Below are 17,805 nucleotides of genomic sequence, written 5' to 3'. Positions count from 1 at the left end.
GCCCCGGCTAGCCGGCTTTGCGGGCGATCAGGCGGTACGTGTTCGCGAGGCGTGTGCGGCGGGCGAGGGGGGCCAGGACGTGGTCCGCCACCGTCGCCGCGGCCACGAGCGGGATGCCGGCTCGCAGCAGGGCCTCGCGCAGATGCTGCTGGGCCAGGGGCGGGGGGATCGCCCGCCAGGGGGTGTCGGGGGCCGGGAGGGTGTGGGAGAGGGCCAGGGCCAGGGCGCCCGAGAGGTCGTGGGGGACGTGGACCGGGCGGTGGTCCAGGACGACGATCGCGCAGCCGAGCGTCTCCAGTTCGGCTCTGAGGTTCCGCGGTGGGAGCAGGTGGAGGTGGCGGGGCTGGTCGTAGGCGAGCCACCAGCGGCCCAGCAGCGCGGCGAAGGCGCTGCTGGGGTTCAGGGTCTCCACCAGGAGGTGGCCGCCGGGGCGCAGGACGGACAGGGCCGCCCGGAGTTCCGCCCGGGGGTCCGCCGTGCCCTCCAGGTGGTGCAGCATGCTGACCACGTCGTAGCGGGCGCGCAGCGCGGTCGTGACGCGCGGGTCGGTCAGGCGGCCCACGTGGGCTTCCTCGACGCGGTCGGCCGTGCGGGCCCGGACCACGCGGGGGGTCGGGTCCAGGCCGTCGAAGGCGGTGTAGGGGAAGAACTCCCGGGCCGTCGCGGGGAAGCGCGCGTGGCCCGTGCCCACGTCCAGCCAGCTCTCCGGTTCCCCGAACCGCCGCATGGCACGGGCGGCCGAGCGGTGCCGGCGCCGGCTGCTGCGTGACGCGAGCAGGGCGTCGGCCACCCGGTCCCTGGGCGCTCCGCGCACGGTCCGGTGGTAGAGGGCGAGGCCCTCCACGGTGAGGCGGGGGTTCTGGAAGGTGTGGCCGCAGTCCTGGCACTCGTCGACGGTGAAGCTGCCCGGCCTGTACTGCCGCAGGTCACCGGTGCGCAGCCGGTTCCTCAGCCGGGCGGAGCCGCACCAGGGGCAGTCCTCGCGGCGCGGTTCGTGGACGCGTGCGGTCGCTTGGGGGGTGGGGAGTGCGGAGGGGGCGGGATGTGCGGTCATGGGCGGCTCCCGGGCGCGAGGACGTGCGGCACGGACGTACGGCGATCCGGTACCGCGTACGACAATCCGCTGCAAAACGGAACGTATGGGATGCCGATCTTGGGTGCAACGACGTCGTCCCCGCGGAGTCGCGATGTGCCGCCGTGCTGTTCGACCGGGGCCGGTACTGTTCGGCCAATGAGCTCGCTTAATCTCGACGACTTCACCGATCTGATCGAGCGTCCGGACGGTGGGATCCGCCGTGACGCCGAGGCGCGCCGGGAGCGACAGATCGTGCCGCCCGGGGCACTGGGCCGCCTCGACGACCTGGGTGAGTGGCTGGCGGCGGCGCAGTCCGCCGTGCCGGTGCGGCCGATCGAACGGCCGCGGGTGGTGCTCTTCGCCGGGGACCACGGCGTCGCCGAGCTCGGCGTGTCGGCCCGACCCGCGGGCAGCGCCGGGGAGTTGGTGCGCGAGGTGCTGGAGGGCGGCCGGCCGGTGTCGGTGCTCGGGCGGCGGCTGGGCGTGCCCGTGCGGATCGTCGACATGGCTCTGGACTGCGACCCCGAGGCCCTGCCCGAGGACGTCGTACGGCACCGGGTGCGGCGGGGCAGCGGCCGGATCGACGTCGAGGACGCGCTGACGCCGGAGGAGGCCGAGGCGGCGTTCCGGGCCGGGGTCGCGCTGGCCGACGAGGAGGCCGACTCGGGGACGGACCTGGTGGTGCTCGGCGATGTGAGCGTCGGCGGGACCACGGCGGCGGGCGTGCTGGTCGCGGCGCTGTGCGGGGTCGACGCGTCGGTCGTCACCGGGCGCGGCGGGCTGGCCATCGACGACCTGGCGTGGATGCGCAAGTGCGCGGCGATCCGCGACGCGCTGCGCCGGGCCCGGCCGGTGCTCGGGGACCAGTTGCAGCTGCTGGCGACGGTGGGCGGGGCCGACCTCACGGCGATGACGGGCTTCCTGCTGCAGAGCGCGGTGCGGAAGATGCCGGTGGTGCTCGACGGGGTCGTGACGGCCGCGTGCGCGCTGGTGGCGCAGCGGGTCGCGTTCCGGGCGCCGGACTGGTGGCTGGCCGCGCACGACAGCGGTGAGCCCGGGCAGGCCAAGGCGCTGGACCGGATGGCCCTGGAGCCGCTGCTCACCCACGGGGTGACCGTCGGGGAGGGTGCCGGGGGCCTGCTGGCGCTGCCCCTGGTGCAGGCGGCGGCCGCGCTGGCTGCGGAGCTGCCCGAGAAGCCGAAGGAGTCGGAGGTCCCGGAGGAGCCGGAGGCGCCGGAGGCCCCCGGGGCCGCCGTGGGCCCCGAGGCTCACGCCGAGCAGTAGGGCGAGCGGGAGCGCACGGAGAGCCAGGTCACGCGGGCACGGCTCAACTTCGTCCCGTTCCGGTGGGTCTTGGTAGGTGGTGTCGGCTCGGCCGAGTCGCGGACACCCCGGACCTGCCCGACGCTCGGACGAGGACGACCTGGATGACCACGCCCGCCCGCTGGGCCCGCGCCGAATGGGGTCCGCTGTACGCCGCGGTGCGCGGGCCGCTGCGGGAGCGGCGGTGGCGGGCCGTGCCGATGGCGGTCGCGGCCGTGTGCCTCACGGCCGTGCTGCACGTCGTGCACCACCAGGCCTGGGGCTACGGGTTCGTGCAGGACGTCGGCACCGTACGGGCCGGGGATCCGCTGTGGCTCGCGCTGCTGCGGACCCCGCTGTCGCTGGTCGTGCCCGCGCTGGACCTGCCGGTGTGGGGCGCGCTGGCGCAGATCCTGCTGGTGTTCGGCGTCGCGGAGCTGTGCCTGGGCTGGAAGCGGGCCCTGGCGATCGCCTATCTGGCCACGCTCGCGGGCACGCTGTACGCGCGTCTGGGCATCCGGCTGGGCCCCGACGCCCCGCTGGGACTGCCCGCCTCGGACGCGTGGGTGGTGGACACGGGGCCGTCCGCGGCGGTGGTGGGCCTGGCCGTCTTCCTGGGCCTGCGGTACCGGGCCCGGGTCACGGCGGGTGCGGTGATCGCGGCGATGGTGGTCGAGGTCGTGCTGAAGGAGAACCTCGCGGGCAAGGAGCACCTCGCGGCGATCGCGGCCGTGCTGGCGCTGTGCGCGGTGGGCCGGTCGCGTCAGCGGCGTTCGAGGGTCCGGGCCGGCTCGGGGTCGGGCGTGCCGCCGAGCCAGTCCTGAAAGGCGCGCCGGGGGCCGGCCCAGCGGCGGTCGTGGTGGTAGGCGCGCAGGCCCGACCTGGCCCGGGCGCGGGGGCGGCGCCGGTAGAAGCGCTTGGCCCACGGGGAGCCCGGACGGGCCAGCCGCACGGCGGCGACCAGGGCGACGAGGGGCACGATCACCCCGAGGACCGCCAGGCGGACCTTGCCCTTGAACAGGGCGATGAGGGCGAACGCGAAGTTCACGACGATGTTCGCGATGACGGCGGCGCGGTTCTGCTGCTGGTCCTCGGACAGGTCGTTGACGCCGAGGGGCGAGAAGCCGATCAGGAGCAGGCCGACGAGGGCGGCGGTGAGGACGACCATCTCGACGCTCTGGCGGCCGGCCGGGCTCCAGTACACGTCGGCGAGGTGCAGGACCAGGGCGAACTCGTCGAGGACGAGGCCCGCGCCGATGCCGAAGATGACCGCGGCCAGCGCCGAGCCGAAGCCGTGCTGCCCGCCCGCCACCGCGCCGAAGCCGCCGGCGATCGTCAGGACGACCCCGGGGACGACGTGGTGGACGTGGACGCCGCCGCTGCCGCTGATGTTGCGGAAGGGGCCCCTGCCCGCCCGGATGAGGCGGGTGATCATCCGGGTGATCAGGAAGGTCAGCACGAAGGAGACGAGAGCGAGGAGCAGCGGCAGCTTGCCGGGTTCGATGATGTTTCGCTCCAGCCACTCCATGTGTGAACTTTATCCTCGACCGGCGTCCCCGCTCTCCTGACCGGCCGGTAGCCTGCGCCGGTGCCCAGTTCCTCGCCCCTCGACGGTGTCCGCTTCGCCTTCGGCACGCTCACGGTGTTCCCGGTCCGGGTGACCCGGTGGGACCGGGAGGCGGCGCGCGGCGGCATGCTGTGCGCTCCACTGGCCGGACTGGCGGTCGGTGCCGCCGCCGCCGCGCTGGGGCTGGTGCTGCTGTTCCTCGGCGCGGGCCCGCTGCTCGCCGCCGTGGCAGGCGTCGCCGTGCCGGCCGTCCTCACCCGGGGGCTGCATCTGGACGGGCTCGCGGACACCGCCGACGGGCTGGGCAGCGGGAAGCCCGCCGAGGACGCGCTGCGGATCATGAAGCAGTCGGACATCGGCCCGTTCGGCGTCGTCACCCTCGTCCTCGTCCTGCTCGCGCAGGTCGCCGCGCTCGCCCAGGCCTACGACGTCTCCTGGGCCCGGGGGGCGTGCGCCGCCGTCGTCTCCGCGACCCTCGCCCGGCTGGCCCTGACCCTGGCCGCCCGGGCCGGGGTGCCGGCGGCGCGGCCGGAGGGGCTGGGGGCGGCTGTCGCGGGTGTGGTGCCGGTGCGGGCGGCGCTCGGTGCCGCGGCCGCCGTCACAGCGGTGGCGTCAGCGGTCGGCGCGCTGCTCGGGCCGTACGACGTGGTCCGTACCGCGCTCGCCGCCCTGCTCTCCCTGGCCGCCGCCGAGGCGCTGCTGCGGCGGTGCACGCGCCGCTTCGGCGGGGTCACCGGGGACGTGTTCGGGGGGCTCGCGGAGACGGCCGCGACGATGGCCCTGGTCGTTCTGTCACTGGGCTGACTGTCACCGCGCTGAATCGATCTCCCCGTCGCTCACCTGCCGGGGCTCGGGCTCAGCACTCCTGCCGCCACGCGCCCAGTTCGTACTTCTTGAGCAGCGAACTCAGCTTGAGCTCGCGGGACTCGGCGCAGAAGCGCGCGGTGGGCACCTCGTACTCGACGTGGAACACGGCCTTGCCCGCCTCGACGAACGGCCGCAACGCCCCGCACTCGCCGTACTGGGCGCACTGCTCGTTGACCGCGAAGTCGAAGTCGCCGACCAGTTCCGGGATCTGGTCCAGGTCGTTCTTCAGCCCGACGGCGAGGCCCCGGTCGTGGGCCAGGCGGGCGATGAGGCGGTTGTAGCGGAGCTGGTCGGTGGCGGTCAGCGGGAAGCCCGTGTCGTTGCGGTAGCCGTCCATGTTGTCCGGCTCCACCGCGTCGAAGCCCTTGTCGCGGCACATGTCGAGGCGGGCCGCCATGAGCGGCTCCAGGACGTCGGTGCGGCGGATGTCGAGCCAGCGCTCGCCCTGCCAGCCGTTGCCCCGGCCGAGAACGGCCTTCGGGAACTTCTCCGCGTCCGGACGGAACTCCTCCCAGGCGCCGGTGGACAGGTAGCAGATGACCTTGCGGCCGTCGTCGTGCAGCCGGGCGACCGTGTCCGCGGAGTGGTCGAAGCCGTCGATGTCGTAGACCGGCACGTCGACGGAGGTGTCCAGGCGCCCGCTGAGCTGCCACTGCCAGGCGGTGCCCGGACGGGGCTGCCAGCGGGGGCCCGGCTTGTCGTCGGGGCCCTGGGTGCAGCCCGCGAGCAGCAGGAGCAGCAGGGCGACGGGCAACAGCGGGCGTCTCACGAGGGGTTCTCCAGGGTGTACGGCAGTGTGCCCCACGGATGATCCCCGGTTCCGGGCACCGCGCAGTGCACCGCCGCTCCCCGCGCCCGGGCCAGGCCCTCCGGGTCGGCGTCGGGCGGCACGTCGTACACCAGGTGGCACAGCCGTACGTCCGGGCCGCCGGGCCAGGGCCGGGGGTGCTGGGCGCGGTAGGACGCCCAGGTGCCCTCGAAGGTGACGAGGACGTCGGCGATGCGGGCGTAGCAGGGGTGCGGTGCCGTGCCGTGGTTGAGGACGAGGGTGCCGCAGCCGACGCCCCAGGCCGCGACGGCCAGCCTCTGGTAGTGCTCGAACTCCTCGGCCCCGGCGGGGACCTGGTCGAGGAAGGCGCCGTCGGTGCCGTACCAGTCGCGGTGCCGGGTGAGGTCGCGGACGACGTCTCCGGCGGCGCGGCGGCCGTAGTCGGTGTCGGCGTACCCGAGGACCCGGACGCCCGCCGCCCTCAGCCGGCCGGCGACCTCGGCGAACGCCGCGTCGGGGCGGTCGCCGGGGCCGCTGGCCGGGTTGAGGACCACCCCGTAGAGGCGGGGCGCCGCCGCGACGATCGCCTCCCATTCGGCGGGGCGGGCGGACGGGTGCTCGTAGTACGGGACCAGGAGAGTGCTCATCGGTGGGCGGTTGCCCTCCCCAGCAGGGCGCACACCAGGGCGGCCTGCACGACGGCCGCCGCGCCGTGGACGATCACGCCGGTCAGGTGCGGATCGCCGGTGCGGGTGACGAGGAGCAGGGTCTGGGCGAGGGCGGCGGCGCAGCACACGGCCGTCGCGCCGGTCACCGCGCCGAACGACTGGAGCAGCAGGCCCGTCCACAGGACCACGCCCAGCAGGAGCAGCCCGGCCAGCCGGACGCCGCCGGGGAGCGGGGCCTGCGGCCACAGGGCGGAGGCGGCCAGGCTCAGGACGAGCAGGGCGGCGAGGTAGGCGGAGAGGCACTGGACGACGGTCAGGACGGTGGTCCGCCGGAAGTCCCGGGCGGTGCCGCTGGCGCGCAGTCCGGCGAGGCTGTCGCTGCGGAAGCGGTACAGCAGCCATTCGGCGGGCCCCATGCTGAGGGTGAGCGCCACGGCGGCGGGCGCGGCCACCTCGCCCTGCTCCTCGCCGGCGAGGACGTCGCCGAGCGCCGCGTACAGCACGAGGACGCCGGTGCCGAGCCCGAACAGGGCGTAGGGCAGCGAATCCGCGAGCCGGGGTCCGGCGGGCCGGGGGCGCGCGGGACCGGTGGCGAACCCGCCGAACGGGAGCAGCGCGGCGAGGCCCGCGCTCCAGCCGCCCTCCCCCTTCAGGGCGGGCGCCACCTCACGCAGCCCCAGCACCGCCACGGCCGCCAGGGAGCCCAGCAGCAGCGCCAGGCTCGCGGCCTCGGGGAGCGGGTCGACGAGGGACAGGACCGCGCCCATGGCCATCGGCGCGAGGGCGACGAGCAGGTGCCGTTCCCGGCCCATCACCAGCAGGACGGTCGCCGCCGCCAGGTAGCAGGACTGACCGGCGGCGAAGGCGACCACGGCCGGGGCGGCGCCGCCCGCGCACGCCAGGGCGACCAGGGATCCGAGCACCGCGCCCGCCGGGGCCCCGAGCAGCAGGGCGCGCCGGGCGGCCGTCCGGTCGCCCAGCCCCAGCCACGCGTACGCCCGGTGGGCGAGGCCCTGGTTCCACGCCCAGCCGCACAGGGCGCCGGCCAGCAGCGGGACCGTGCCCGCGGGGAGTCCGAGGTCGTCCGGGCCGGTGAACAGGGGCGCCCCGAGGACGTAGGCGAGGCCCGGCAGGGCGAAGACGACGCCGCGCAGGAGGCAGCCGAGCAGGCCGATCCGCCAGGGGTCGGGTGCCGGGCCGTCGGGTTCGGGGTAGCGGCGTTCGACGCGTTCGTAGAGGGTCTCGGCGAGCGCGAAGGAGTTCTTCACGCCGTACCGCTCGCGTATCTGGTCGTCGGAGAGGCCGTCGGACTCCAGCAGGGCGGCTATCTCGTCGGGGTGGACGGCCGCGGCTATGAAGTCCTCCAGGCGGTCGGCGAGTTCGTCGACCGGGTCGGGCCGGGCCCAGCTGGGGGTGCGCTGCTTGGGGATGCCGGGGAGGGTGTCCGGGCGGGAGCCCGGGGGCAGCCAGACGCTTCCGCTCACCAGCCCGCTCCGTCCGTCGCGACGGATGCGTACCAGGGGTCGCGCAGTTCCAGGGTCCAGTCGGCCACGGTCTCCAGCGTCGGCTCGTACACCTCGTCCTCGCCCGCGAGTTCCTTGTAGATGGTGCGGAAGGCGTCCACCGAGCGGCGCAGGGTGAACCGGTCGATGACCCGCTGGCGGGACAACCGCCCTAGTTCCAGGCGCCGTTCGTCGTCCTTGAGCAGGGTCAGCGCGGCGGCGGCCATCTTCTCCGGCTCGCGCGGGGGCACCACCAGGCCCGTGTCGCCGACGGCCTCGCGCACGCCGCCGACGTCCGTCGACACCGTCGTACGGCCGCACGACATGGCCTCGATGATGGAGAACGGGAAGCCCTCCGAGATCGACGACAGCATGACGAGGTGCCCGGCCGCGTAGGCCCGCCAGACCTCGCTGATGCGGCCCTCGAAGGTCAGGCCGTCGGTGACGCCCAGCTCGGCGGCGAGCTTCTCCAGGCGGGTGCGGTAGGCCTCGCCGCCGGGCGGTACCGGGCCGAAGAGCCTGAGCCGGGTCGCCGGGATCTCGGCGCGCACCAGGGCGTAGGCGCGGATCAGGGTCTCCAGGTCCTTGATGGGGTCGATGCGGCCGCACCAGGACAGGGTGGGGACCTCGGGCTCGGGGCCGGCGTGCGGGAAGGCGGCCGGGTCGACGCCGTTGTAGACCGTGCGGATCTTGTCGGCGTCGGCGCCGCCGCGCTCCTCCCAGCGGCGGTTGTACTGGTTGCACGGGGTGATGAGGTCGGCGGCGCGGTAGCCGTGGGAGTTCAGCTCCCGGTAGAAGCCGAGCATGAAGGCCTTCACGGGCCAGCGCTGGGCGCCCTGGCGGTAGCCGAGGTAGCGCTCGCGCAGGTAGATGCCGTGCTCGGTGAGCAGGAACGGCACGCCGTCCAGGTGGCGGGCGGCGAGCGCGGGCAGGGTCGCGAGGCCGCTGCTGACGGCGTGCGCGACGGAGTCCTCGGGTATGCGGACGCCGAGCGGGCGCAGGGCGTGCTCCAGCAGGTCGGTGGCGGTGAGCGCGTCGTGCACGGTGGGGCGGGCGGCGGCCGTCGGCAGGTGCGGCATCGTCCAGATCCACATCAGCGAGCGCAGCGCCGACTCGGTGCGCAGGGCGGCCGACAGGCGTCCGTCGCGGGCGAGTTCGGCCAGCTCGTTCAGGGACTCGCCGAAGTCGGCGTGCGAGTTCGGTTCGAGGAAGGAGAGCAGGAAACGCTCGTAGGTCTCGGTGAAGCGGCGGCGGGCCCTGCCGTACGGGGGCCGTCCGCGGCCGGGGCGCGGCCCCCAGGTCGGGACCGAGGTGTGCGCGTAGACGTTGGGCGGCAGCTCCCAGGTGACGGGTTCGCGGCCGCTGCCGGTGAGCGAGACGACGTGGAAGTCGACCTCGGGCATGCCCTTGACGAGCTGGTCGCACCAGGTGCTGACGCCGCCGTGGACGTGTGGGTAGGTGCCTTCCGTGAGCATGGTGACATGACGGCCTGTGCGCCTCATGTGTGTTTCCCCCTGTGCTGCGTGTGGTGTGCGGGGAACTGCTGCCCGGATCCCGAGTGCGGGTCCGTCGTGGCTGGTCGCGCAGTTCCCCGCGCCCCTTAGGGCAACTTGAGAGTGAGAGCCGACTGGAGTGCCGCCGGGGTCGTCCAGGCCGAGCGGGCTCCCGCGTACGGGGTGCCGAACGCGGTCGTGCCGAGCAGCTGCTGCTTCTGCGTGCCCTCCGGCGCGGTCACCGGGATCTGCGTGCCGGACGGTGCCGTGACCGTGACGGTGCCGCCGATCCGGTACGCCGTCACGCTGCCGTTCACCAGGGCGGTCTGCCAGGCGGCGCGGCGCTGCACCTCGGTGCCGATGGCGCTGTGCCGGGGGTTCTCCAGCGGGGTGTCGTCGGCGAACAGCGCCCGGTAGTCGGCGAGCACCTTCTCCATGACCGGGTAGAGCAGCCGGTCCTCGGCCAGGTTGGACTGGTGCGCGTAGTGCGGCCGGGGGTCGCCGGCGAGGACGTGCCCGAGGGCGGTGCGGGCCTCCTGCGGGACGATGTGCTCGGCGTAGCCCGTGTCGGGGTCGAGCGGCTCGTCGAGGCAGGTCGAGGTGGGGTTGTCCTCGCAGACGCCGCTGCCACCGTCGGCGCGCGAGGTGTAGACCCAGTTGTACTCGTCGGCCATCTCGGCCGCCGTGCCCACGTTGTAGTACACGTTCATCGGGTGGCGGGGCACGGTCAGCGCCTTGCCGACGGCCCGCTGCTCGGGCTCGCGGGAGTTGTCCGAGGCGATCCACTTCACGCCGGTGTCGGCGAGGGCCCCGGCCAGGTGGGGGTTGTCGGCGGGCTGTTGGGGCAGGGTCTTCAGGCCCGAGTGCTCTCCGGTGACCAGTTCGGCGCGGTCGACGGGGAGGCCCTTGCGCACGGCCCAGTCGTGGTTGTCGCGGATCTGCGCGGCGATCTCGGCGCGGCTCATGTACCGCGTCGAGCCGTCGGCGTTCTTCGCGCAGCTCCACGGCACGCTGGAGGTGTCCTGGACGCAGCCGAGGAAGGGGTGCGTGTAGGTGTGGTTGACCCAGCGGTACTCCGCCTTGTCGGCGAGGAGCCGGTCGGTGAGGGCGTCGGTGCCGCCGTGCTCGGTCTTCCACTCCTCGCCGGAGCCGGCGTTGTAGACCATGTCCATGGTGAAGCCGTGCTCGCGCTGCCACTGGGCGGCGTAGGCGGCGTCGTCGGCGGTCATGCGGATCGGTGTGGTGCCCTCGCCGTCGCCGCCCGCGCAGTCGAAGTCGCCCGGGGTGCAGTTGCGTGCGGTGTCCCAGCGGCTGTCCGGGGCGAAGACGTCGTCGACGTGGACCGCGAACGAGTTGCGGGTCTGCCCGAGGTGCACGCCCTGGGTCAGCCACTCGACGATGCCCCGGGCCAGCAGCCGGAACTGCTGCTGATTGCCGTTGTAGGCGAAGGTCACCACGAGTTCGCGGCGGCCGTCGTGGGCGTACTCGCCGACGAGGCTGCCGCGGCCGGTGCCGCCGGGCACGGGGATGTCGACGTAGCTGGTGAAGCCGGTGCGCGGCCGGGCGACATAGCCGTAACTCTCCTGGACGCCCGGCGCGTTGTCCTCGAAGCGGAACGCGCCGTCGAGGTAGCCGAACCAGCCGGCCTTCCCGGCCGCGGTGACGGACGCCTCGCGCCCGTCGAGGGTGCCCGCCCAGCCGCCCTCGCTCGTGTAGTCGAGGCCGACCTCCGGGTGTGCCCAGGTGTAGGCGTCGACCTGCGGGATGCCGAACGTCTTCTCGTAGGTCTCCAGGACGGTCTGCTCGGCGGAGCCGGCGCCGAACGGGGCCTCGTTCGGCAGGACGACGCCCTGGTACTTGGCGCGGGGCCGGCCGTTCACGGTGTCGCTCAGGAACGACTCGGTGATCCTCGGGCGGCCGGTGTCGTTCAGGTCGACGGTCGTGTACGGGATGCCCGTGCTCCTGAGCTGGGCGGTGACGGCCCGGACGGGGCTGTCGCCGTTGTCCACCACCAGCACCCTCAGGTCGATGCGCGGGGCTTCCGCGGCCGCCGCCCCGGGCGCCGTCGCCCCCGCCGTGATCAGGCCCGCCGCCGTCACCGCGGCGGCGGTCTCTCTCCATCTGCGCGCACGCTGCGCCATGGTCCCTCCCCCAGAAGATCCGGAATCCCCTTGCGGTCGAACAGAGGAGGATCCGTGGAAATCATGCAAAGCGGCGAGCAGGGCGCTCACCGGATCCCGATGAGTGTGACCCAGTTCACCGACATAGAGGATCAAGAAATGGCCACTACGCCACCGACAGGTGAACGCCTGCAGGAATGAGCGAACCAGGCCGCGCGCGTAGTCTCGTCGTCGAGTGTTCGCCGCACCGGGGAAGGCCCCGTGAGACCAAGACCCTGAGGTCGGAATAGGGTCGGTCGCCGACCGACCCTCAGGGTCGGCTGTCGGGCCCGGTCGACCCACACCGTTCGACCACAGCAACTTCACATCGGAAGCGAGATTTCACCACCGTGACTGCTCTCACTCTCAGCACCGCCGCGGCGCCCGGTCTGCGGGCCGACGCGATCGTGATCGGTGTCGCCAAGGGTGCCAAGGGGCCGGTCGTCGCACCGGGCGCCGAGGCCGTGGACAAGGCGTACGACGGCAAGCTCGCCGGCGTCCTGGAGACTCTCGGCGCCTCCGGTGCCGAGAGCGAGCTGACGAAGCTGCCCGCGCCGGCCGGCTTCAAGGCACCGCTCGTCCTGGCGGTGGGCCTGGGCGCGGTCCCGGAGAAGGACGCCGACTACGACACCGAGGTCCTGCGCAAGGCCGCCGGCGTCGCCGCCCGCGCCCTGGCCGGCTCCAAGAAGGCCGCCTTCGCCCTGCCGCTGACCGACGCCGCCGACGCCGGCGCGATCGGTGAGGGCGCGCTGCTCGGCGCGTACTCCTTCGACGCGTACAAGGAGAACGGCAAGGACCCCAAGGCGAAGAACGGCAAGGCCCCCCTCGCCGAGGTGGCCCTGCTGGGCGGCAAGCCCCGCGACAAGGCGTACAAGGCGGCGGTCGAGCGTGCCGTCGCCGTGTCGGAGGAGCTCAACCGCGCCCGCGACCTGGTCAACACCCCGCCGAACGACCTGAACCCCGAGTCGTTCGCCGCGATCGCCCAGGCCGCGGCCAAGGAGCACGGCATCAAGGTGCAGGTGCTCGACGAGAAGGCCCTGGCCAAGGGCGGCTACGGCGGCATCCTCGGCGTCGGGGCCGGCTCGGCCGCGGGACCGCGCCTGGTGAAGCTGTCGTACACCTCGTCCAAGGCGAAGAAGCACCTCGCCTTCGTCGGCAAGGGCATCACGTACGACTCGGGCGGCATCTCGCTGAAGCCGGCCGGTCACAACGAGACGATGAAGTGCGACATGAGCGGTGCGGCCGCGGTGTTCGCCGCGGTCGTCGCCGCCGCGCGCCTCGGCCTGGAGGTCAACGTCACCGGCTGGCTGGCCCTCGCCGAGAACATGCCGTCCGGCTCCGCGACCCGTCCGGGTGACGTGCTGCGGATGTACAGCGGCAAGACGGTGGAGGTGCTCAACACCGACGCCGAGGGCCGGCTCGTGCTGGCGGACGCCCTGTGGGCGGCGTCGCAGGAGAAGCCGGACGCGATCGTGGACGTGGCGACGCTGACCGGGGCGATGGTGCTGGCGCTGGGGAACCGGACGTTCGGGATCATGGGCAACGACGACTCCTTCCGCACGGCGCTGTACGAGGCGGCGGAGGAGGTCGGGGAGCCGGCGTGGCCGATGCCGCTGCCGGAGCACCTGCGCAAGGGGATGGACTCGCCGACGGCCGACATCGCGAACATGGGCGAGCGGATGGGCGGCGGGCTGGTGGCCGGTCTGTTCCTGCGCGAGTTCGTGGGCGAGGGCATCACCTGGGCGCACCTCGACATCGCCGGGCCCGCGTACAACGAGGGCGGACCCTTCGGGTACACGCCGAAGGGCGGCACGGGCAGTGGTGTGCGGACGCTGGTGCGGCTCGCGGAGCTGACGGCTGCGGGCGATCTGGGCTGACCTTCGCCTGAGAGCCCGGTCTCGTCCGTCGTGTGGCGAGTGCGGGGGCGTGGGGGCTGTTCGCGCAGTTCCCCGCGCCCCTCGCGCGCGGCTCATCTGAACGTGGGGCGTCTCACACAGCAGCCCGGCGTCTCCTTGTGTGCTGACAAGTGCGAAGATGGGGCTCGGCAGGACAGGGCCCCACCGAAGGGCCGAAGAACGAGCGGCCGGACACCAGCCGCCTGCCGGTCAGTGAAGACCGGCTCACGGCGCACATGCATGGAGGACGTGACGTGGCGAACGACGCCAGCACCGTTTTCGACCTAGTGATCCTCGGCGGTGGCAGCGGTGGTTACGCCGCGGCCCTGCGCGGGGCGCAGCTGGGCCTGGACGTCGCCCTGATCGAGAAGGACAAGGTCGGCGGCACCTGCCTGCACCGGGGTTGCATCCCCACCAAGGCCCTGCTGCACGCGGGCGAGATCGCCGACCAGGCTCGCGAGAGCGAGCAGTTCGGTGTGAAGGCCACCCTGGAGGGCATCGACATCGCCGGGGTCCACAAGTACAAGGACGGCGTGGTCGCCGGCCTGTACAAGGGTCTCCAGGGCCTCGTCGCCTCCCGCAAGGTGACCTACATCGAGGGTGAGGGCCGCCTGTCCTCCCCCACGTCCGTCGACGTGAACGGCCGACGGGTCCAGGGCCGCCACGTGCTGCTCGCGACCGGCTCCGTGCCGAAGTCGCTGCCGGGCCTGGACATCGACGGCGACCGGATCATCTCCTCCGACCACGCCCTCGTGCTGGACCGCGTGCCGAAGTCCGCGATCATCCTGGGCGGCGGTGTCATCGGCGTCGAGTTCGCCTCCGCGTGGAAGTCCTTCGGCACCGACGTCACGATCGTCGAGGGCCTGAAGCACCTCGTCCCGGTCGAGGACGAGAACAGCTCCAAGCTGCTCGAGCGCGCCTTCCGCAAGCGCGGCATCAAGTTCAACCTGGGCACCTTCTTCGAGAAGGCCGAGTACACCCAGGACGGCGTCAAGGTCACCCTCGCCGACGGCAAGGAGTTCGAGGCCGAGATCCTGCTCGTCGCCATCGGCCGCGGCCCGGTCTCCCAGGGCCTGGGCTACGAGGAGCAGGGCGTCGCGATGGACCGCGGCTACGTCCTGGTCGACGAGTACATGCGCACGAACGTGCCGACCATCTCCGCCGTCGGTGACCTGGTCCCGACCCTCCAGCTCGCGCACGTCGGCTTCGCCGAGGGCATCCTGGTGGCGGAGCGTCTGGCCGGCCTGAAGACCGTTCCGATCGACTACGACGGTGTCCCGCGGGTGACGTACTGCCACCCCGAGGTCGCCTCCGTCGGCATCACCGAGGCCAAGGCCAAGGAGATCTACGGTGCGGACAAGGTCGTCGCTCTGAAGTACAACCTCGCGGGCAACGGCAGGAGCAAGATCCTGAACACCGCGGGCGAGATCAAGCTCGTTCAGGTGAAGGACGGTGCCGTCGTCGGCGTCCACATGGTCGGCGACCGCATGGGCGAGCAGGTCGGCGAAGCCCAGCTGATCTACAACTGGGAGGCGCTGCCCGCCGAGGTCGCGCAGCTCATCCACGCCCACCCGACGCAGAACGAGGCGCTCGGCGAGGCCCACCTGGCCCTGGCCGGCAAGCCCCTCCACGCGCACGACTGACCCCCTCGGTCGACGAACGCGACGACAGACTTCCGCACTTTCCGTAAGGAGCAACCGAAACCATGGCGGTTTCCGTAACCCTTCCGGCGCTCGGCGAGAGCGTCACCGAGGGCACTGTCACCCGCTGGCTGAAGGCCGAGGGTGAGCGCGTCGAGGCCGACGAGCCACTGCTCGAGGTCTCCACCGACAAGGTCGACACCGAGATCCCCTCCCCCGCGTCCGGCGTGCTGTCCTCCATCAAGGTCGCCGAGGACGAGACCGTCGAGGTCGGCGCCGAGCTGGCGCTGATCGACGACGGCAGCGGCGCCCCCGCGGCCCAGGAGGCCCCGGCCGCCGAGCAGGCCCCGCAGGCCCAGCAGGTGGCCGAGCCCGCCCCCGAGCCGGCCGCGGCCGCCCCCTCCACCGAGCAGGCCGCCCCGGCGCCCGCCCCGACCGCCGACGCCGCGGCCGGCGGCGGCTCCGCCCAGGGCACGGACGTCGTCCTGCCCGCGCTCGGCGAGTCCGTCACCGAGGGCACCGTCACCCGCTGGCTGAAGTCGGTCGGCGACACGGTCGAGGCCGACGAGCCGCTGCTGGAGGTGTCGACGGACAAGGTCGACACCGAGATTCCCGCCCCGGCCTCCGGCACGCTGCTGGAGATCGTGGTGGGCGAGGACGAGACCGCCGAGGTCGGCGCCAAGCTGGCCGTCATCGGCGAGGCGGGTGCCGCTCCGGCCGCCGCCCCCGCGCAGGAGGCCCCGGCCGCCCCGGCCCAGCCCGAGCCCACCCCGGCTCCGGCCGCCGCTCCGGCTCCGGCGCAGCCCGCCCCGGCCCCGCAGGCTCCGTCGGCCCCGGCCCCGCAGCAGCAGGTCACCCCGGCTCCCGAGCCGGCCCCGGCCGCTCCGGTGCCCGCCCCGGCTCCGGCCCAGGCCCCGGCCGCTCCGGCCGCCGCCAAGCCGGCCGACGACGGTGCCTACGTCACCCCGCTGGTGCGCAAGCTCGCCGCCGAGCAGGGCGTCGACCTGTCCACCGTCAAGGGCACGGGCGTCGGCGGCCGCATCCGCAAGCAGGACGTCGTCACCGCCGCCGAGGCCGCGAAGGCCGCCGCCGCTGCCCCGGCTCCGGCCGCCGCCGCTCCGGCCGCCGCGAAGAAGGCGCCGGCGCTGGAGGCGTCCCCGCTGCGCGGCCAGACCATCAAGATGCCGCGGATCCGCAAGGTCATCGGCGACAACATGGTCAAGGCCCTGCACGAGCAGGCCCAGCTGTCCTCGGTCGTCGAGGTCGACGTCACCCGCCTGATGAAGCTGCGCGCCCGCGCCAAGGACGCGTTCGCGGCCCGTGAGGGCGTCAAGCTCTCCCCGATGCCGTTCTTCGTCAAGGCCGCGGCCCAGGCGCTGAAGGCCCACGCGCCGATCAACGCCAAGATCAACGAGGCCGAGGGGACCATCACCTACTTCGACACCGAGAACATCGGTATCGCGGTGGACTCCGAGAAGGGCCTGATGACCCCGGTCATCAAGAACGCCGGCGACCTCAACCTGGCCGGCATCGCCAAGGCCACGGCGGAGCTCGCGGGCAAGGTCCGCGCCAACAAGATCACCCCGGACGAGCTGTCCGGCGCGACGTTCACCATCTCCAACACCGGGTCGCGCGGCGCGCTCTTCGACACGATCATCGTGCCGCCGGGCCAGGTCGCCATCCTCGGCATCGGCGCCACGGTCAAGCGCCCGGCCGTCATCGACACCGAGGACGGTCCCGTCATCGGCGTCCGTGACATGACGTACCTGACCCTGTCCTACGACCACCGCCTGGTGGACGGCGCCGACGCCGCCCGCTACCTGACGGCGGTCAAGGCCATCCTGGAGGCAGGCGAGTTCGAGGTCGAGCTCGGCCTCTGACCTTCGGCTCCACGGCTGATCGGTGCCCCGTCCGGATCTCCCGGGCGGGGCATCGCCGTACCCAAGGGGCGCGGGGCCGTGACATGTGGCGGCTCCGCCGCGTGGGCGCGACGAGCCACGGACGACCGGCAGCCGCCCACGCACGGAGCAGCCCGAGCTCCCAGGCGCCACACACACCGTGTGCAACATGTCTCACCTGCGTGCAAGCACGCTCGTCGGTCTCACCCGCGGAGCGAACCGGCCGTATTGTCTAAACGTCAATCCCGACTGAGGAGCCCTCATGACCGCGCCCGTCATCCACTCGCTGCGCGAGCAGATCCGCGAGCACATCCTGGAGGGCATCATCAGCGGCCGCTGGCAGCCGGGCGAGCGGATCGTCGAGCGCCGGATCGCCACGGAGCTGGAGGTCAGCCAGACCCCGGTCCGCGAGGCCCTGCGCGAGCTGGAGTCCCTGCGGCTCATCGAGTCCGCCCCGAACAAGGGCGTCCGCGTCCGGAACCTCACCGCCGCCGACCTGGAGGAGAGCTACCCGGTCCGGGCCGGCCTGGAGGCCATCGCGGCGGAGCTGGCGGCACAGGGGCTGGCGGAGGACTGCTCGGCGCTCGAACCCCACGTCACCGCGCTCTACGAGGCGGACCGCAGGTCCGACGGCACGGCCCAGGTCCGCCACACTGTCGCCTTCCACCGCGAACTGGTCCGCGCCGCCGGCAACTCCGTCCTGCTGCACACCTGGGAGGGCCTCGGCATCGAGGTGTTCACGGCCCTGTCGATCCGCTGGCTGGGCACCCAGCAGCAGTCGTACGCCGAGGAGCACGAGGAGCTCGTCGCCGCGTTCAAGCGCCGTGACCCCCGGATCGCCGAGCTGGTGAAGGCGCACGTGCTGGGCTGCGCGCCCCGGGCGTGACACCCGAGCGCAACCCCGCTCAAACGCCTCCGACCTGCGAAAACCATGCAGAAAGCCGTCACCGCGTGCCACCGCCGGAGGCAC

15 protein-coding genes are annotated in these 17,805 nt (G+C 73.3%); 8 read left to right on the top strand and 7 right to left on the bottom strand.

The window, feature by feature from the left end; genetic code table 11:
* Positions 1-7 precede the first annotated feature (7 nt).
* A complete protein-coding gene (locus ACSUPV_RS29630; protein WP_436948899.1) occupies positions 8-1,054 on the bottom strand; it encodes a class I SAM-dependent methyltransferase in 1,047 nt (348 codons plus the stop codon).
* Between the two features lie 177 nt (positions 1,055-1,231).
* Between ACSUPV_RS29630 and cobT the strand changes: the two genes are divergently transcribed.
* Together cobT and ACSUPV_RS29620 are read left to right on the top strand one after the other, a co-directional pair.
* Complete coding sequence (gene cobT, locus ACSUPV_RS29625) at positions 1,232-2,359, top strand: nicotinate-nucleotide--dimethylbenzimidazole phosphoribosyltransferase (RefSeq protein ID WP_436948898.1); 1,128 nt, start codon at positions 1,232-1,234, stop codon at positions 2,357-2,359.
* A gap of 143 nt (positions 2,360-2,502) precedes the next feature.
* A complete protein-coding gene (locus ACSUPV_RS29620) occupies positions 2,503-3,201 on the top strand; it encodes a hypothetical protein (protein ID WP_436948897.1) in 699 nt (232 codons plus the stop codon).
* On the opposite strand, the gene ACSUPV_RS29615 is transcribed toward ACSUPV_RS29620, so the two are convergent.
* Positions 3,141-3,905: a hypothetical protein gene (locus tag ACSUPV_RS29615; protein ID WP_436948896.1), complete on the bottom strand. Its 765-nt coding sequence runs from the start codon at positions 3,903-3,905 to the stop codon at positions 3,141-3,143. The genes ACSUPV_RS29620 and ACSUPV_RS29615 overlap by 61 nt on opposite strands.
* A 60-nt stretch (positions 3,906-3,965) precedes the next feature.
* On the opposite strand from ACSUPV_RS29615, the gene ACSUPV_RS29610 reads away from it, so the two are divergent.
* Positions 3,966-4,748 carry an adenosylcobinamide-GDP ribazoletransferase gene (locus ACSUPV_RS29610; protein ID WP_436948895.1) on the top strand — a complete coding sequence of 261 codons (783 nt, stop codon included), beginning with the start codon at positions 3,966-3,968 and terminating at the stop codon, positions 4,746-4,748.
* A gap of 52 nt (positions 4,749-4,800) precedes the next feature.
* Here ACSUPV_RS29610 and ACSUPV_RS29605 read toward each other — a convergent pair whose 3' ends face one another.
* The 5 genes from ACSUPV_RS29605 to ACSUPV_RS29585 form a co-directional block, all read right to left on the bottom strand.
* On the bottom strand, positions 4,801-5,580 hold the full coding sequence (locus ACSUPV_RS29605; RefSeq protein WP_436948894.1) for an endo alpha-1,4 polygalactosaminidase: 780 nt from the start codon (positions 5,578-5,580) through the stop codon (positions 4,801-4,803).
* Complete coding sequence (locus tag ACSUPV_RS29600; RefSeq protein WP_436948893.1) at positions 5,577-6,227, bottom strand: spherulation-specific family 4 protein; 651 nt, start codon at positions 6,225-6,227, stop codon at positions 5,577-5,579. Before ACSUPV_RS29600 ends, ACSUPV_RS29605 begins: the two co-directional genes overlap by 4 nt.
* Positions 6,224-7,732: a hypothetical protein gene (locus ACSUPV_RS29595; RefSeq protein WP_436948892.1), complete on the bottom strand. Its 1,509-nt coding sequence runs from the start codon at positions 7,730-7,732 to the stop codon at positions 6,224-6,226. The genes ACSUPV_RS29600 and ACSUPV_RS29595 overlap by 4 nt, the downstream gene beginning before the upstream one ends.
* Complete coding sequence (gene pelF, locus ACSUPV_RS29590) at positions 7,729-9,252, bottom strand: GT4 family glycosyltransferase PelF (protein WP_436948891.1); 1,524 nt, start codon at positions 9,250-9,252, stop codon at positions 7,729-7,731. The genes ACSUPV_RS29595 and pelF overlap by 4 nt, the downstream gene beginning before the upstream one ends.
* 98 nt (positions 9,253-9,350) lie before the next feature.
* Positions 9,351-11,384: a hypothetical protein gene (locus ACSUPV_RS29585; RefSeq protein WP_359794758.1), complete on the bottom strand. Its 2,034-nt coding sequence runs from the start codon at positions 11,382-11,384 to the stop codon at positions 9,351-9,353.
* 54 nt (positions 11,385-11,438) lie between these two features.
* Between ACSUPV_RS29585 and ACSUPV_RS29580 the strand changes: the two genes are divergently transcribed.
* From ACSUPV_RS29580 to ACSUPV_RS29560, 5 genes are all read left to right on the top strand, one after another.
* A complete protein-coding gene (locus tag ACSUPV_RS29580) occupies positions 11,439-11,564 on the top strand; it encodes a hypothetical protein (protein ID WP_359794760.1) in 126 nt (41 codons plus the stop codon).
* Positions 11,565-11,752: 188 nt separating this feature from the next.
* A complete protein-coding gene (locus ACSUPV_RS29575) occupies positions 11,753-13,279 on the top strand; it encodes a leucyl aminopeptidase (RefSeq protein ID WP_037765888.1) in 1,527 nt (508 codons plus the stop codon).
* 272 nt (positions 13,280-13,551) lie between these two features.
* Positions 13,552-14,940, top strand: a complete 1,389-nt coding sequence (gene lpdA, locus ACSUPV_RS29570) for a dihydrolipoyl dehydrogenase (protein ID WP_031114029.1) — start codon at positions 13,552-13,554, stop codon at positions 14,938-14,940.
* 62 nt (positions 14,941-15,002) lie between these two features.
* Positions 15,003-16,817, top strand: coding sequence for a 2-oxoglutarate dehydrogenase, E2 component, dihydrolipoamide succinyltransferase (gene sucB / locus ACSUPV_RS29565; protein WP_382611230.1), 1,815 nt, complete (start codon positions 15,003-15,005; stop codon positions 16,815-16,817).
* A 280-nt stretch (positions 16,818-17,097) separates the two neighbouring features.
* Entirely contained in the window at positions 17,098-17,721 is a 624-nt protein-coding gene (locus ACSUPV_RS29560) for a GntR family transcriptional regulator (protein ID WP_031114028.1), read from the top strand.
* Positions 17,722-17,805 lie beyond the last annotated feature (84 nt).

It is taken from the genome of Streptomyces sp. SudanB52_2052 (assembly GCF_964272415.1).
Taxonomy (GTDB): domain Bacteria; phylum Actinomycetota; class Actinomycetes; order Streptomycetales; family Streptomycetaceae; genus Streptomyces; species Streptomyces olindensis.
Note: the sequence above shows the minus strand (reverse complement) of the source record. Positions and strands in the feature narration are given on the sequence as shown.

Excerpts from the sequence above, each read along its gene's own strand:
- ACSUPV_RS29630 (WP_436948899.1), bottom strand. The coding sequence starts at position 1,054 with ATGACCGCACATCCCGCCCCCTCCGCACTCCCCACCCCCCAAGCGACC.
- cobT (WP_436948898.1), top strand. The coding sequence starts at position 1,232 with ATGAGCTCGCTTAATCTCGACGACTTCACCGATCTGATCGAGCGTCCG.
- ACSUPV_RS29620 (WP_436948897.1), top strand. The coding sequence starts at position 2,503 with ATGACCACGCCCGCCCGCTGGGCCCGCGCCGAATGGGGTCCGCTGTAC.
- ACSUPV_RS29615 (WP_436948896.1), bottom strand. The coding sequence starts at position 3,905 with ATGGAGTGGCTGGAGCGAAACATCATCGAACCCGGCAAGCTGCCGCTG.
- ACSUPV_RS29600 (WP_436948893.1), bottom strand. The coding sequence starts at position 6,227 with ATGAGCACTCTCCTGGTCCCGTACTACGAGCACCCGTCCGCCCGCCCC.
- pelF (WP_436948891.1), bottom strand. The coding sequence starts at position 9,252 with ATGAGGCGCACAGGCCGTCATGTCACCATGCTCACGGAAGGCACCTAC.
- ACSUPV_RS29585 (WP_359794758.1), bottom strand. The coding sequence starts at position 11,384 with ATGGCGCAGCGTGCGCGCAGATGGAGAGAGACCGCCGCCGCGGTGACG.
- sucB (WP_382611230.1), top strand. The coding sequence starts at position 15,003 with ATGGCGGTTTCCGTAACCCTTCCGGCGCTCGGCGAGAGCGTCACCGAG.
- ACSUPV_RS29560 (WP_031114028.1), top strand. The coding sequence starts at position 17,098 with ATGACCGCGCCCGTCATCCACTCGCTGCGCGAGCAGATCCGCGAGCAC.